Genomic DNA, 16687 nt, shown 5'->3' on the forward strand with positions numbered 1-16687 from the left:
TCCATATTACTCTTTATCTTATACAGAATTAATCTACCTATGAAAGAGATAAACAGGAAAACCAATCTACAAGTCATTTCACTATGTATAGGCTTTTTAGGAATTCAGATTGGTTTTGCTTTGCAAGCTGGAAATGCAACTAGAATCTTCCAAAACTACGGGGCAGATTTAAATCAGATATCTTTATTTTGGCTGATTGCCCCATTAACAGGTATGATCGTCCAACCTATCATTGGACACATCAGTGATAGATGGATAAAACATGGAGGAACGCGAGTACCCTTTTTATTAGCCGGAGGCATAGTCAGTACTATAGCCCTTTTTGCAATACCAAATGCAGACCTGTTTATTTCCTTTATTCCCCCCTTATTATTTGGCGGAATATTTTTTTTATTGACAGATACAGCATTTAATATTAGTATTCATCCCTTGCGCGCTGCAATTGCAGATTACTTACCGCAGCACCAACAAAGCCAAGGATTTACAACACAAACATTTCTAATCAGTATAGGTGCTATCATAGGTTCAGGGCTTCCCTATTGCCTACATGTACTATTTGATACTGAAAGCACTGCTGCAACACATCAAATTGCAAGCAATGTCAAATGGTCATTTTATATTGGCGGCTTGACGCTATTGCTATGTATTATTATCACGTCTATAAGCATCATCCGTGTCAAACCCATTAGTTTACATACCGCTGAAAATAGTCCTATCGCTTCCGAAACAAGATTATCCTTCAGTATGATCCCGCATGTAATGTGGAAAATAGGCATTATACAATTTTTTAGTTGGTCAGCATTTTTTTTAATATGGGTATATATGACACCAGCCATTGCGCAACATTTTTACGATGAATACAATCACTTACCGACTTCTTCCAACTATGCAAAAGCGGCAGATTATACAGGTATTCTATTTGCTATCTATCATATATCTGCTAGTATATGTTCTTTATTACTACCATTCGTATTCAGAAGGCTAAGCTTGATATCAAGTCACAGTATAGCATTATGCTGTGGAGGAATAGGGTTATTATTGATTTATCTTAGCAATGACACTAGCTATCTACTAATAGCAATGGCATTGATAGGTATAGCATGGGCAAGTATTCTAGCCACACCATTTATACTATTGAGCAATTATATTGCGAAAGAAAAAATAGGTCTTTATTTAGGGTTATTCAATTTATTCATCACATTGCCACAAATATTGAATGGCCTGTTTAGTGGTTATATTATAGATAAAATATTTGACAGTAGCGCTATTTATGCTATTGTATTAGCCTCGATATCCTTATTCATAGCTGCAATAATAAGTATTGTATTCAAAAAATCATTAACACAGAGAAGACTTCCTGATAACTAATTCCGAATGGAGCACCACTTCTTTTGGTGCAATAAATACACTTTCATTCTCCAGAAATTGCAACAGCATTTTAGCCCCTTCGCGTCCCATCTCTTCAGCCGGTTGGGTAACTGTGGATAATCCTGGAGACAAAAGAGGAGCAATTTGTAAACTAGAGAAAGCTATAATCTTGAGATCATCAGGAATAACAACCCCCAATCGTTGACATACATAATATGTAGAAAATGCTAATCTTTCTACCGATGCAAATATACCATCTACATGAATATGTGCTATCAAGTTAGAAATAGTAACTTCATTATCGTCATAGGAATTATTACAATTAACCACTAACTCATCCCTGTAGGCAATACCATATTTTGCCAATGCGTCTTTATAACCGAGATACCTATTCTTACCTATAGATTCTTCTTTATTTACCACCAAATAAGCGATCCTTTGGCACCCTTCATTAATCAAATGCGCGGTAGCATCAAAGCTACTTTGATAGTCATCCGTAATGATACGTGGGAGCAGCACATCGTCATAAACACGATCAAAAAAAACAATAGGCATTTTTTTAAAATCTATATTATGCAAATAACTATGGTCTTTTCCTTCACCGGTGACAGACATCAAAACACCATCCACTCGACCATTAGAAATACTAGTTACAAATTCTCTTTCTTTATCCAAATCATCATCAGTCACAAATATTAAAACATGATATCCATTTTCTTTGGCTATAGTTTCCACACCTTGAATAATTTGGGTAAAAAAATTATTTGCGATCTCCGGCACAACGACCGCAATAGTATTACTTTTCTGTCCTCTCATCTGACTAGCATAATGATTAGGACGATAATTGAGTTCTTTAGCTAAGGTCAAAATACGAGCCTTAGTATTTGGATTAATATCACTATTCTCTTTAAAAGCACGAGAGACAGTTGACTTGGATAAGTTTAAAGCTTTAGCTATAGAAATAATATCTACTTTTGACATATCTATAATTGGTATAATAGCTTAAATATATAGAAAAAAAATGGATGATTTTAAATCACCCATTTTTCACATTTATCTAAAAACTCTTGTTTGATATCTGCTCCGATACCTATATCATTACTTATGCTGATCGAATAGCCGTCGTACTGTATGCCTCCAATGACAGGATCTTCAAGATGACCTACCATACAGGTGTCGAGGTCATAGAATTTAACATTCGGAGAAGCATAGGCAAAGTGAACTTTTGCGGCTAAAGCTAATCGAGATTCTAGCATTCCTCCTATCATACAAGGAACAGCGTACTCTGCTGCTACAGCTTGAATTTTCAACGCTTCGTTAATACCCGATGATTTAGAGAATTTTATATTTATAAAGTCACAAGCGTCATTTTTACAAAGGCGTTCTGCGTCATAATGTGTATATACAGACTCATCCCCCATGATAGGGACAATTGTTTGTGTACGCAATGCTGGCAATAAATGGTCGTTATAAGTACGCATTGGTTGTTCACAGAATTGTATTTTATACGGTTCTAAGCCTTGCAATGCTTCTATAGCACCTTCATAAGACCATCCCTGATTAGCATCAATACGTATAGGAATATCAAAACCAACAGCTTGACGAATAGCTTTGATACGCGCAATATCATCTTGAGGATGCTTTCCTAGTTTTACTTTCAGCGCAAATGCACCACCATCTTTTAGTTTTAATGCTTTTTGCGCCATTTCTTCTGGTGAAGCAATACCTAACGTGATATCCGTAATAATCTCACGCGGCTTCCCATTCAAATATTGATAAAGTGGCAAACCAGCATTCTTGGCTGCTATATCATACAAAGCCATATCAAAAGCAGACTTTATAGTAGCATTACCTGCAATATAAAGGTGTAATTCTGCTAAACGTTCCTCTATAGCTAACGGATTCTTACCTTTCCATATTTTAGCAAAATCACGTGCGATAGCAAGACAGGTATCTTGTGTCTCCCCGACGATCATTGGAAATGCTGAGCATTCACCGACACCCACTATCGCGGAATCTGTAATAATCTTTATAAAAGTATTTTGAGCATAATCCATCGTACCTGTTGCTATAACAAAAGGCTCCATCGGAATACTCAAGCGATAAATTTCAATCTCTTTAATAACCATAGCTTATTTCTATTGATTCACAACAATACGAATGAAATTCCAAATTACCAATCAAAGAACGAAAAAAATACAATATGGATTTCAAAACCCTTATTGAATTAGCAATAAATCAATATAATCATATTTTTATTGAAAATATTTCAAACATTTACGTTAAAAATTTATATATTAGCAAACTCTAATTATATAGTAAACACAATTTATACACATAATAATAGAATGCAGCAAGAAGGACTTTACAACCCAGAATTTGAACACGACGCTTGTGGTGTTGGTTTTGTAGCTCATATCAAAGGAAAGAAATCGCACAATCAGGTGCGTGACGCCTTGGTCATGCTAGAAAATATGGAACATCGTGGAGCTTGCGGATGTGATCCTGAAAGTGGTGATGGCGCTGGTATCATGATTCAATTACCACATGAATTTTTGTGGGAAGAATGTATTAATTTAGGTATTCAACTGAATGAGCCTGGATATTACGGAGTCGGAATGGTATTCTTACCAAAAGAAAAAACATGGAATGATCTATGTCGTTCCGTTATACTAGAAGCAATCAAAGAACGAGGCATGGATTTCTTAGGATTTCGTGCTGTTCCAGTTAATAGAGAAGGAATAGGTCCTACAGCATTAGGTGCAGAACCAGAGATCATCCAATTCTTTGTATCTAGACCTGAAGGGGTAACCAATACCGAAGATTTTGAACGGAAATTATACGTACTCAGAAGACTTATAATCCAAAAAATAAAATCCACCCAAGAATACCCTCTCCCACTATACATCGCCTCATTATCTTGCAAAACTATTATATATAAAGGTCAACTTACGACTTATCAAGTTGCTACATACTATTCAGACCTGAAAGATGAGCGCGTAGTATCCGCATTTGGACTAGTACACTCTCGTTTCTCTACCAATACATTTCCTTCATGGTCATTAGCACAACCATTCCGTTTGATTGCGCACAATGGGGAGATCAATACTTTAACGGGTAACTTAAACTGGTTTTATGCAGCAGTAAGATCGCTATCTTCACCTTATTTTACCGCCGAAGAGATGGAGATATTGCTTCCGGTAGTAGATCGTGGACAATCGGATTCAGCATGTTTAGACAATGTAGTGGAAATATTGTTACACTCTGGGCGTAGTCTACCACACGTAATGTTGATGTTGGTACCTGAAGCATGGGATGGCAATACACAAATGGATCCCCTAAAAAGAGCGTTCTACGAATACCACGCTACATTAATGGAGCCTTGGGATGGTCCTGCAGCACTTTGTTTTACTGATGGTAAGATGATAGGTGCTACCTTGGATCGAAATGGCTTACGTCCTTTACGCTATGCTGTCACTTCTGATGACCGCGTTATCGTAGCCTCAGAAGCTGGTGCACTACCTATCGATGAGTCTATTATCATCAAAAAAGGACGCCAGCAACCTGGTAAAATATTCGTTGTGGATATGGAAGCAGGCGTAATCCGTAGCGATGAAGAAGTGAAAGGCGAATTGATCCGTCAACAACCTTATGGTGAATGGATCAACAACTATAAAATTAAATTAGAAGAATTAGCTGACCCTAGAGTTACATTTACGTATTTATCTAAAGAGTCAGTATTCAAATATCAGCAAGCATTTGGTTTCTCTCGTGAAGACGTAGAAACGATTTTAACGCCAATGGCGCTTACGGGTTACGAACCTATCGGATCTATGGGAACGGATGTGCCACTTGCCGTATTATCTGATCAAGCGCAACACCTATCCAGTTATTTCAAGCAATTCTTTGCTCAAGTAACAAATCCACCTATAGACCCTATTCGTGAACGCTTGGTCATGAGTTTAGCAACGTTTATCGGTAATTCGGGTAATATATTAGTGGAAGACAAAAAATCTTGTCACTGTGTTACATTAGAACACCCTATTCTTACGTCTAGTGAATTAGAAAAATTACGTTCTATTGATACTGGCCTATTCCAAGCTAAAACACTACAAGCTTACTTTAGAGCAGACGGTAAGCCAGGTTCTTTAGAAGCAGGTATTGAACGTTTATGTCGCTATGCTGATGATGCTGTACGCGATGGTTTTGAGGTAATCATACTTTCAGATAGAGCTATTGACTCACAACATGCTGCAATTCCTTCTATATTGGCGGTATCTGCTGTACATCACCATTTAATAAAAACTGGAAATAGAGGAGCTGTTGGTTTAGTTGTAGAAGCAGGAGATGTTTGGGAGGTACACCATTTTGCTTGCTTATTAGCTTTTGGAGCAACAGCAATCAATCCGTATTTAGCTTTAGCAAGTATCCGTACACTTCAAGCTGAAGGTTTATTAGAAACAGATTTAGCGTGGGATGATTTAAAGAAAAACTATGTAAAAGCGATTTGTAATGGTTTATTAAAGATTTTCTCTAAAATGGGAATCTCAACATTACAATCCTACCATGGTGCACAGATATTTGAAGTATTAGGAATCGATATCTCGGTAGTAGACAAATATTTCTGTGGTGCTGTTTCTAGAATCGGTGGTTTAAAATTGGATGATATAGCTCGTGAAGCACTTACAAAACATGCTCGTTCCTTCAACTCCGCTCGCACGACAAAAACACTACTCCCTGAGGGTGGTATTTACCAATGGAAACGTCGTGGCGAAGGTCACTTGTGGAACCCACAAACGATCCATTTATTACAACAAGCCTGTCGTAATAATGACTTCAACTCCTTCAAAAAATACTCCGCACTAATCAATAACCAAAAAGAGCATATGTTTACGCTTCGTGGTTTATTAGATTTTGCTAAACATAGAAATGCTATATCTATCGACGAAGTAGAACCAGCAAGCGAGATTATGAAACGATTTGCTACTGGCGCGATGTCATTCGGTTCGATATCACATGAAGCGCATAGTACATTAGCTATCGCAATGAACCGTATAGGTGGAAAATCAAATACCGGTGAAGGTGGTGAGGATGAATTGCGTTACGAAAAATTACCTAATGGTGATTCAATGCGTTCGGCAATCAAACAAGTCGCTTCAGCACGTTTTGGTGTTACTTCCAATTACTTGACACAAGCAGACGAAATTCAAATTAAAATGGCACAAGGTGCTAAACCTGGCGAAGGTGGACAATTGCCTGGTGATAAAGTAGATTCTTGGATCGCTAAAGTACGTCATTCGACACCTGGCGTAGGTTTAATTTCTCCTCCTCCACATCACGATATCTATTCCATTGAAGATCTAGCACAATTGATCTTTGATTTGAAAAATGCGAATAGAGAGGCACGTATCAACGTTAAATTAGTATCTAAAGCTGGTGTAGGAACTATCGCAGCAGGGGTGGCTAAAGCACATGCTGATGTAATCTTAATCGCTGGATATGACGGTGGTACAGGAGCATCTCCTATGAGCTCCATCAAACACGCAGGTCTTCCGTGGGAGCTTGGTTTGGCTGAAGCACACCAAACATTAGTCCTAAATAAATTACGTAGTCGCATTGTATTACAAGCTGACGGCCAAATGAAAACAGGTCGTGACTTAGTCATTGCTACACTATTGGGCGCTGAAGAATGGGGTGTTGCTACCGCAGCATTAGTGGCTGGTGGATGTATCATGATGCGCAAGTGTCACTTGAATACATGCCCTGTCGGTGTAGCTACACAAGATCCAGAATTACGTAAATTGTTCTCTGGAAAACCAGAAGATATCGTACACCTGTTCCACTTCTTAGCAGAAGAGATGCGTGAAATAATGGCTGAGTTGGGATTCCGCACGATCAATGAAATGGTAGGACGTGCGCAGTTCTTGAAAAAACGCGAAGATATTAACCACTGGAAAGCAGACAAAATCGACTTCTCTTCATTGCTACATGTAGCACGCAATCAAGTAGGTGAATCATTACATAATACCGAAGAACAAGATCATGGCATGTCTATGATTTTAGATTGGGGGTTACTGAAACAAGCAAAAGAAGCTTTAGAAAGTAAGACACCTGTATTTGGAACTTTCAAAGTGAAAAATACGGACCGTACTATAGGCACATTACTATCCAATGAAATATCCAAATTATACGGTTCTGAAGGTCTTCCTGACAATACCATAAACTTCAAATTTGAAGGATCTGCGGGACAATCATTTGGTGCTTTCAATACTAAAGGTATATCCTTCGAATTACAAGGAGAAGCCAATGATTATGTAGGTAAAGGTTTATCGGGCGCTCAATTAGCAATATATCCAGCTAAAGAGAGTGAATTAGCACCTCACAACAATATCATTATTGGTAACGTAGCCTTATACGGCGCTACATCTGGTCATTTGTTTATCAATGGTATGGCGGGCGAGCGTTTTGCTGTGCGTAACTCAGGCGCCACTGCGGTAGTAGAAGGCATTGGTGATCATGGCTGTGAATACATGACTGGTGGTCGTGCACTAATACTAGGTGACACGGGACGTAACTTTGCTGCTGGTATGAGTGGTGGTATCGCATGGATATATGATATTAACAAGAATTTCAAAGCTAACTGCAATCAAGAGATGGTAGATCTTGATCCGTTGGAAACGCAAGATGAGACAGAAATCATAGCATTATTGAAACGCCATATATTATTGACAAAAAGCGAAAGAGCTACATTTATCTTAGAAAACTGGGCTTCAGAAAAGAGTAGCTTTATAAAAGTATTCCCGCGGGAGTATAAAAATGTATTAAGAAAAAAAATGGTTGTAGCATAAAATAAGAGGAATTAAAACAATGGGAAAAGCAACTGGATTTTTAGAATTTGACAGAACACTTCCTCAAAAAGAGGGTGTAGAAAATAGAAAACAGAATTACCAAGAGTTTGTTCACTCTTATTCTGATGAGCAACTCAACAGTCAATCTGCTCGATGCATGAACTGCGGTGTACCTTTTTGCCACTCGGGATGTCCCCTAGGCAATGTTATACCTGAATTTAACGATGCCGTATATGATGGAAAATGGGAAGAAGCATATAATATATTGTCTTCAACAAATAATTTCCCTGAATTTACAGGACGTATTTGCCCTGCACCATGCGAATCAGCATGTGTATTAGGAATCAACAAAAACCCTGTAGCTATTGAAGAAATTGAGAAACACATCATCGAGATTGCCTATAAAAAAGGGTATGTAAAACCGAATTCAAACAAAAACAAAACAGGCAAAAAAGTGGCCGTTGTAGGTGGTGGCCCTTCGGGCCTTGCTGCTGCGGCACAACTGAATAAAGCAGGTCATGACGTTGTATTGTACGAACGTGACGATAAAGTAGGTGGCTTACTACGCTATGGTATCCCCGACTTCAAATTAGATAAATCTGTAATTGATCGTCGTGTAGAAATCATGAAAGCCTCGGGAATAGAATTCCGTACAAATGCTGAAGTAGGTAACAATGTACCGGCAACAGAATTAAATCAATATGACGCTGTTGTATTAGCCGGAGGATCAACGATCCCTCGCAACCTAAATATTCCTGGTCGTGAATTAAAAGGTGTACACTACGCTATGGAATTTTTAAAGCAACAAAACCAACGCGTTGGTAACTCTCCTATTCAAGTTGAAGAAATCCTTGCTACAGGCAAAAATGTGTTAGTAATCGGCGGAGGGGATACAGGTTCAGATTGTGTAGGAACATCAAATAGACACGGCGCTAAGTCGGTTACACAATTTGAGTTGATGCCACAGCCGCCGCAATCACGTACAAAAGCTATGCCTTGGCCTACCTATCCAATGTTGTTGAAAACAACAACTTCACATGAAGAGGGATGCCAAAGACATTGGAGTATCAGTACTAAAGAATTTTTAGGTGATGACAAGGGTAACCTACGTGCAGCACTGGTGGTAGACTTAGAATGGGAAACAGATAACTTTGGTAGACCCACGAAATTCAAAGAGGTAGAAGGATCTTTACGTGAGATACCGTGCGAATTGGTGACTTTAGCAATGGGTTTTTTACATCCTCAATTTGATGGATTATTGCAGCAATTAGGTATTACATTAGATGAACGTGGCAATGTTAAAGCTACTGAAGGTAAGTACCAAACTAATGTAAGCAAATATTTCACTGCAGGAGATATGCGCCGTGGTCAATCATTAGTCGTATGGGCTATTTCTGAAGGTCGCGAATGTGCACGCAAAGTAGATGAATACTTGATGGGTTACACCGAATTAGAAAGTAAAGAAGCTGTATATACTTACGCATAAGCAACTACTTATATAAATGACAACACCTCTCTTTAGCATATAAAGAGAGGTGTTGTCATTTATAAACCATAGCAATCATTGATATTTCACTTAAAATAGAATGTCTTTATTTAATCAATAAGCCGAAATAATATTCTGAATTAAAACCACTATTTACGCATTAGTTTTTAATATTAAAAAAATAATGTAATTTTGTTTCGTAACAACAACGAATGCATAATTTATCATTACCAAATAAACTAATATATTTTTTTCAACGAGAATCTAGTAAAGATGCCTTGAGGAACATCCTTATCATCATTATACCAAGTGTAATTGTTTTCTATATTTTCAAATTACCTACAGCAATAGCCTTTGGTGTAGGAATCATATTGACAGCATTAACAGATATACCAGGCAATCTTAATGATAAAAAACTTACTGCCGCAATCACCATTCCTGCATTTTTTCTAACGGCATTGTGTGCTTCGTATGCCATGATTCATATTCCTTGGCTTATCGTCATACTATTAGCTGTTTTAGGTTTTATTTGTAATTTCTCATTAGTACTCGGCCCTAGAATAGCTGTTGTAGGCAACCTAATGCTTATTGTTATCAGCTTCACACTAGGACTAAAGCCAGATGACATGTTAATATTTACCCTCGGATTAACTGCAGGAACGATTACATTTTTCTGTATCAATATCATTCAAGCTACGCTATTCCCTACTCGATCATTAAAATATGCAATGGATGATGGCTTTGAAAAGATGTCCAATCTAATACGGCTTAAAGTAAAGTGTTATGATGAAAAAATCCCCTTAGAAAATGTATACAAGGAGCTTAGTCTTTACCATATCAAAGTCAGTGAACAATTAGAAATTGTACGTTCGCTATTACTTAGGGAACGTAAACTTGATAAAGATAATCAACAGAACAATAAAATATGGATTAACAAAATATATCGATTAATCGATATGTATGAGCTATTGATGGCTAATGACTACGATTATGAAACCATAAGACTACAGCTTAATGATACAAATTCATTACCTATCATAAGGCGATTGTTAATTCTATTAGCGAATGAAACAGCCAAGGTAAGCTCCAATAGAGGAATATTAAAAAATGAATTAAATAATAAAGAACTAAACAAAGACATCGACAGTTTACGACGCCTTGTGAAAGACTGTGATCACGAAGCTGCTACTATTTTAACTTCTATCATAGCTCATATTCAACACGTCCATGATATACTAACTACAATAACTGTCACAGAAGAGCTTGCTGACCAAACACGTATAAGTCATGATTATTACAAAAGCTTTATCTCCACACAAATAAGCTTTAATACTATTAAAAAGAACTTTACTAAGGGCTCTCCAATATTTATGTATAGTATCCGTATGTCTATACTATTGACGGTAGCGGCATTTATAGGATTTATATTGCCTGAATATCGTTATGCCTCATGGATTATACTGACTATAATACTAGTTGCAAGACCAAGTTATATTATTACGCAAAAAAGAAATTTCCAGCGGATTATAGGCTCTATTATTGGACTTATAGCGAGTATAATAATATTATATTTTATCAAAGACACGCTCACGTTACTTTGGATCGCAGCAACAACACTTTACTTGTTCTATTTATTCAATAAGCCTAATTATCTGATTTGCGTCATTTTTATAACTATCACGATCATTATAGCACTCAATATACAGGAAGGTAATATCTTCAACTTATTAGGTAGTCGCTTCGTTTTTACCTTACTGGGCTCTCTATTTGCTATATTAGGCTGTTTAGTATTCCCTATAAATCATTTGAAAACAGTAGAGAATGTTAGTCAGCTATTGATCACAAACTATAAAAAGTACCTCCTAAAAATCAAGGAATCTATCCGTACTACAGAAGTAGACTTTTACCAATTGCGTTTGGTACGCAAAAATGTACAAACCTCTTTAGCACAGTTTTATGACGCCATGGATCAATATATCAAAGACCCAACAAACAAGAAAACTGATTATAATCTCATCAGTAACTACGAAACTATAGCCTACCGCATCAATGCGCTATTGATAGGTCTTTCCTTGAGTATCACTAAATCTTCCGCTATTGATACACAAGCGCACCTTACGGATAAAATCATAAAAATAGATTTACTAATTGAAGAACTGGATAAGATTGCTACTACAATTATGTCTTCAAAAAATAAATCTCTACCAAGTTAGTATATTTTATAAATTATATAGCGCTATTCAGACGTTTTCCGTATGTTTGCATGTAATTAGAATTAATCTAAAGAAGTACCTTGGAAGAACTTTTAATACATATAATTGTACCGATAGCCATTTTTGGTTTTGTAGCGCTATTTACGCTTTTTGCAGTCTATGCAGAGCGAAAAATTGCAGGTTTTGTACAAGATAGGCTGGGGCCGATGGAGACGGGCAAATATGGTATGTTGCAAACCATAGCCGATATTCTAAAGCTCTTGCAAAAAGAACTTATAACCCCAAAAGTTGCAGATAGAATCTTATTTGCTACAGCACCAGTACTTATATTTGTTGCGGTATTTATAGGTTTTTCTGTTGTCCCTTGGGCACCAGATTTTTTACCTGCCAATACACACACTGGATTATTTTTCTTAATGGCTGTTGTTTCTATTGATGCTTTAGGTATATTGATGGCAGGTTGGGGTTCCAACAATAAGTATTCTCTATTAGGCTCTATTCGTGCTATTGCACAAATGGTATCCTACGAGATTCCTGTTGGTTTATCATTGATTGCTGCTGTAATGATTACACAGACATTAAACTTAAATGATATCGCTTTTAACCAAGGGATATTAGCAAACGAAAACATTTACTTTTTAGGCCTTTGGGATGTCAGTGAGATAGGCGGTATTTTGGCGTGGAATATATTTCAAGCACCACACCTAATTGTCGTATATATTATTTTCTTTATAGCCACTTTGGCCGAATGTAACCGTGCACCATTCGATATTCCTGAAGCAGAATCCGAATTAATCGGAGGATTTCATACCGAATATGGTGGTATTCGATTTGCTTTTATCTTTTTAGCGGAATACGCGATGATGTTCCTTGTTTCTATTCTTGGTGTGACGATATTTTTGGGCGGATGGAACACCCCTCTTCCTAATATAGGGGTAATCAAGATGGCCGATTGGACTACAGGATTATTCTGGGGTATATTCTGGACATTGAGTAAATCGCTAATCGTGGTAGGCGTACAGATGTGGATTCGTTGGACTCTGCCACGTTTTAGAGCCGATCAATTAATGAGTTTATGTTGGAAAATTATGATACCACTAGCTTTTGTCTGTATGGCAATATCAGCACTGTGGCGTATATTAGTTATGGTTTAGGTTAGTATTGAGAGCGGAGATTTGAGTATTGAGTATTGAGATAAGTCTGTCAGATTTGTCATCCTGACGAGAGGAAGGATCTCGTTTTAAGAGAAGTGACTATTGAGATAAGTCTATCAGATTTGTCATCCTGACGAGAGGAAGGATCTCCTTTTAATAGAAGAGAGAAGCTCATTAAATAATAGATTAAGAATAAAAAATTGGTTTTAAAAACTACGATAAAAGGATTTACTACAGCTGTAAAAGGACTACTTTTGACAGTGAAGCACCTATTTGGGGCACGACAATCTCGTGGAGAGCTCGATATCCGTCGTAGCGATTATTTTGACAAGCAAGAAGGCATAGTAACGGTACAATTTCCAAAAGAAAAAATGCCTCTTCCTGAGGTAGCCCGCTATCAGCTGGATGTTGAAATCGACGACTGTATTGTTTGTGATCTATGTGCTAAAGCATGCCCTGTAGATTGTATCAATATTGAAGCTGTAAAATCACCCGAAGCAATTGGTAAAACATCAGATGGATCCGTAAAAAGATTGTATGCAGCCCAATTTGATATAGACATGGCCAAGTGTATGTATTGCGGACTATGTACCGTAGTATGTCCAACAGAGTGTATCACGATGACAAATCAATACGACCGTAGCACTACAAAATTAACCGATTTAATATACGGTTTTTCAGAAATGTCGGATGCGGAAGTAGCTACGCGCAAGGCGGAATGGACACAATTTCAAGCTGAAAAGGAGGCAGCCAAGAAAAAATAAAGATGGAAAAATTTTTATTTTATGCTTTTGCACTTTTAGCCATTGGCTCTGCATTATTGGTCGTTAACCTAAAAAATACAGCCCGTGCCCTATTCTTATTCTTCATTACCTTATTTGGTATGGCGGGATTATTCCTATTTGCTTTAGCTGATTTCGTGGCTATTACACAGATTATGGTTTATGTTGGAGGTGTATTAATATTAATGATATTTGCCTTTATGCTTTCTAATAAAGCACTGCTATCAGACATGCAAAATATATCTACGCATTTTCTCTCCATTCCCAATTGGCAATCACTACTGTTATCGTTGGGATTTTTGACGGTTATGATTTATGGCGTTATAACTTGGCAGGATCAAATGCCTAACTGGATACTTGAAAACATAAAAACAGGCGATATCATTCAAGCTACAGATAATAACATCAATCAATTAGGGGTGAAATTTATGACACAATATGTGTTGCCTTTTGAGGTGATTTCTATATTTCTATTGATGGCATTAATTGGAGCAGCGCATCTATCAAGAAAGGAAGAACAAAGATGATTACATTAACACATTTTTTGGTGGTAAGTGCCTGTATCTTTTGTATCGGCTTATATGCTGTATTAGCAAAACGCAATGCTATTCTTATATTGGTAGGTATAGAACTGATGATAAATGCTGCTATATTGAATTTTGTAGCATTTGGTCGATATGACAAGATAAACTACGGAGGACAGGTATTTGCTTTATTCGCTATCGTGCTCGCAGCAGCTGCTGTAGCGGTAGGATTGGCTATTATCCTATCCGTATACCGTCACTATAAAACTATCAACCCGGACAATATTACAGATTTACGTGATTAATGGGAGCATTATTTAACATATCACCTATTTTAGCAAGTGCACTAGTCGTAGTACTTCCTTTTATCGCATTTTTGTATCAAGCATTACGCGGTAAAAAATCTACTTCGGGTAATATCTCTTTGATTGCAATAATATTGAGTGCAGTAATTTCAGCATCATTTGTATTTGCGGAGATATGGGGACATACGCCGCAATCGGCTACCTACAATTGGTTTACTATAGGAACCAAGACCTTTACCTTTGGTATATTACTCAATAACCTTACGGTATTGATGCAACTTATAGTATGCGTCATTGCTGTGCCTGTTCATATATACTCGAGATCCTATATGAAAGGTGATAATGGAATACACCGTTATTGGATGTACCTAAGTTTATTCTGCTTCGCGATGCTGGGCTTGACGATTTCCAAAAATCTACTTATGATGTATATTTTTTGGGAGCTGGTAGGTTTTGCCTCGTATCTATTGATAGGATTTTGGTTTACCAAAGAGGCAGCTGTTCAAGCCAATAAAAAAGCATTTATTGTCAACAGAATTGGTGACTTAGGCTTTCTGATAGGTATAGCTGCGGTATTCAGTACTTTTGGTAGTTTAGACTTGGTAGAGATTCTCGGTAAAGATGGTTTATTTTATCAAGGAATAGATAATAATACAGGCCTGATGACGATTGCTGGGCTAGGTTTTTTCTTAGGTGCTATGGCCAAGTCTGCGCAATTTCCATTGCATATCTGGTTACCTGATGCCATGGAAGGACCGACTTCTGTTTCTTCATTAATCCACGCCGCAACAATGGTGGCCGCAGGGGTATTCTTACTCAGTAGCTTGTTTCCTCTTTTCAATGACAATGTATTGGTATTTATTGCTATAATAGGTACTATTACAGCCTTATCATCTGCTTACTTTGCATTGGGGCAATACGATATAAAAAAGATATTAGCATTCTCAACGGTTTCCCAGTTAGGATATATGATGGTAGCCGTAGGAATAGGCGCCTGGGATGCTGCGATGTTTCATTTGACAACACATGCCTTCTTCAAGTGTTTATTATTCTTATGTGCTGGTGCTGTGATTCATGAAATGGCACATGCTAAAGCGCATAGTACAACGGATTACGACCCCCAAGACCTTAGAAATATGGGAGGACTACGTCGACAAATGCCAAAGACATTTATCTTGATGACTGTTGCTTCATTAGCCTTAGCAGGATTCCCTTTGACATCAGGTTTCTTATCTAAAGATGCTATCGTTATATCATCGTTTGAATGGGCTATCGACAAAGGTGGACTATTCATCACAATCCCCATTATACTAGTTTTAGTGAGCATCGCTACTGCCTTTTATATTGGTCGATTGATATTCAAAGCTTTCTTTGGTGAATTTAGATTAGACAAATCTTTACTACCTCACCTTCATGAAGCACCAAAAACAATGCTTTATCCAATGGTATTCCTAGGGATATGCTCCTTATTTTTTGTATTTTCATGGAATCCTATTTCATACCATGGCGCCGCTATTCTAGATGGCTTCTCTGTAGCATACATTTTTAAAGAAATACATAGCCTGCACATTATAGTACCTATAACACTTACCATCACAGCATTATGCTCTTGGTGGGTGGGATACCGCTGGTATGTTTTGGACAAATACCCACTGAATCCAAATAGCAAATGGATCACCGCAGCACAACATCAATTAGGAATGAATGATTTTGTAAATAATAAAATCGTTAAAGGAACATTAACATTTAGCAATTGGGCTTATTTATTTGATAAGTATATTGTAGATGGTTTAGTAAATAGTATTGGGCATATAGTAAAAATATTAAGTCAAGTAGCTTCTTGGTTTGATAAATATATTGTAGATGGTTTAGTAAATACAATAGCTGGAACAGCTTATTATTTGGGGCATCTTTTACGCTGGGTGCAAAATGGTCGTTTGCAGAACTACTTAGGTTTTGCATTGACAGTAGTTTTGATTGGAATTATTTATTTGATAATACGATAGT

11 protein-coding genes are annotated in these 16687 nt (G+C 37.2%); 9 read left to right on the forward strand and 2 right to left on the reverse strand.

The features are described from left to right. Positions 1 to 39: 39 nt before the first annotated feature. Positions 40 to 1368, forward strand: a complete 1329-nt coding sequence (locus IP023_RS04930; protein ID WP_241789151.1) for an MFS transporter — start codon at positions 40 to 42, stop codon at positions 1366 to 1368. Here the strand turns inward: IP023_RS04930 and IP023_RS04935 are convergent. After that, a complete protein-coding gene (locus tag IP023_RS04935; RefSeq protein WP_241789152.1) occupies positions 1339 to 2349 on the reverse strand; it encodes a LacI family DNA-binding transcriptional regulator in 1011 nt (336 codons plus the stop codon). The two genes, IP023_RS04930 and IP023_RS04935, sit on opposite strands and share 30 nt — an antisense overlap. Positions 2350 to 2399: 50 nt before the next feature. Further along, complete coding sequence (locus tag IP023_RS04940) at positions 2400 to 3497, reverse strand: mandelate racemase/muconate lactonizing enzyme family protein (RefSeq protein WP_241789153.1); 1098 nt, start codon at positions 3495 to 3497, stop codon at positions 2400 to 2402. Between the two features lie 219 nt (positions 3498 to 3716). On the opposite strand from IP023_RS04940, the gene gltB reads away from it, so the two are divergent. The 8 genes from gltB (at position 3717) to IP023_RS04980 (ending at position 16686) form a co-directional block, all read left to right on the forward strand. Then, positions 3717 to 8216 (forward strand): glutamate synthase large subunit, encoded by a 4500-nt coding sequence (gene gltB / locus IP023_RS04945; protein ID WP_241789154.1) that lies wholly within the window; start codon positions 3717 to 3719, stop codon positions 8214 to 8216. A 19-nt stretch (positions 8217 to 8235) separates the two neighbouring features. Continuing rightward, positions 8236 to 9702 (forward strand): glutamate synthase subunit beta, encoded by a 1467-nt coding sequence (locus tag IP023_RS04950; protein ID WP_241789155.1) that lies wholly within the window; start codon positions 8236 to 8238, stop codon positions 9700 to 9702. A gap of 212 nt (positions 9703 to 9914) precedes the next feature. Continuing rightward, positions 9915 to 11915 (forward strand): FUSC family membrane protein, encoded by a 2001-nt coding sequence (locus IP023_RS04955; protein ID WP_241789156.1) that lies wholly within the window; start codon positions 9915 to 9917, stop codon positions 11913 to 11915. 80 nt (positions 11916 to 11995) lie between these two features. Next, positions 11996 to 13069, forward strand: coding sequence for an NADH-quinone oxidoreductase subunit NuoH (gene nuoH, locus IP023_RS04960; protein WP_241789157.1), 1074 nt, complete (start codon positions 11996 to 11998; stop codon positions 13067 to 13069). A gap of 200 nt (positions 13070 to 13269) precedes the next feature. Further along, positions 13270 to 13833 carry a 4Fe-4S binding protein gene (locus IP023_RS04965; protein WP_241789158.1) on the forward strand — a complete coding sequence of 188 codons (564 nt, stop codon included), beginning with the start codon at positions 13270 to 13272 and terminating at the stop codon, positions 13831 to 13833. Positions 13834 to 13835: 2 nt separating this feature from the next. Beyond that, the gene (locus IP023_RS04970) at positions 13836 to 14378 is read left to right on the forward strand and encodes an NADH-quinone oxidoreductase subunit J family protein (RefSeq protein ID WP_241789159.1); all 543 of its coding nucleotides are present in this window, start codon (positions 13836 to 13838) and stop codon (positions 14376 to 14378) included. Further along, positions 14375 to 14680 carry an NADH-quinone oxidoreductase subunit NuoK gene (gene nuoK / locus IP023_RS04975; RefSeq protein ID WP_241789160.1) on the forward strand — a complete coding sequence of 102 codons (306 nt, stop codon included), beginning with the start codon at positions 14375 to 14377 and terminating at the stop codon, positions 14678 to 14680. Before IP023_RS04970 ends, nuoK begins: the two co-directional genes overlap by 4 nt. Beyond that, complete coding sequence (locus IP023_RS04980) at positions 14680 to 16686, forward strand: NADH-quinone oxidoreductase subunit 5 family protein (RefSeq protein ID WP_241789161.1); 2007 nt, start codon at positions 14680 to 14682, stop codon at positions 16684 to 16686. The genes nuoK and IP023_RS04980 overlap by 1 nt, the downstream gene beginning before the upstream one ends. Position 16687: the final 1 nt, after the last annotated feature.

Source organism: Sphingobacterium rhinopitheci (assembly GCF_022627575.1).
Lineage (GTDB): Bacteria > Bacteroidota > Bacteroidia > Sphingobacteriales > Sphingobacteriaceae > Sphingobacterium > Sphingobacterium rhinopitheci.

What these genes read in the sequence shown, in the direction of transcription:
- IP023_RS04930 (WP_241789151.1), top strand. Translation starts at nt 40, where the DNA reads ATGAAAGAGATAAACAGGAAAACCAATCTACAAGTCATTTCACTATGT.
- IP023_RS04935 (WP_241789152.1), bottom strand. Translation starts at nt 2,349, where the DNA reads ATGTCAAAAGTAGATATTATTTCTATAGCTAAAGCTTTAAACTTATCC.
- IP023_RS04940 (WP_241789153.1), bottom strand. Translation starts at nt 3,497, where the DNA reads ATGGTTATTAAAGAGATTGAAATTTATCGCTTGAGTATTCCGATGGAG.
- gltB (WP_241789154.1), top strand. Translation starts at nt 3,717, where the DNA reads ATGCAGCAAGAAGGACTTTACAACCCAGAATTTGAACACGACGCTTGT.
- IP023_RS04950 (WP_241789155.1), top strand. Translation starts at nt 8,236, where the DNA reads ATGGGAAAAGCAACTGGATTTTTAGAATTTGACAGAACACTTCCTCAA.
- IP023_RS04955 (WP_241789156.1), top strand. Translation starts at nt 9,915, where the DNA reads ATGCATAATTTATCATTACCAAATAAACTAATATATTTTTTTCAACGA.
- IP023_RS04970 (WP_241789159.1), top strand. Translation starts at nt 13,836, where the DNA reads ATGGAAAAATTTTTATTTTATGCTTTTGCACTTTTAGCCATTGGCTCT.
- nuoK (WP_241789160.1), top strand. Translation starts at nt 14,375, where the DNA reads ATGATTACATTAACACATTTTTTGGTGGTAAGTGCCTGTATCTTTTGT.
- IP023_RS04980 (WP_241789161.1), top strand. Translation starts at nt 14,680, where the DNA reads ATGGGAGCATTATTTAACATATCACCTATTTTAGCAAGTGCACTAGTC.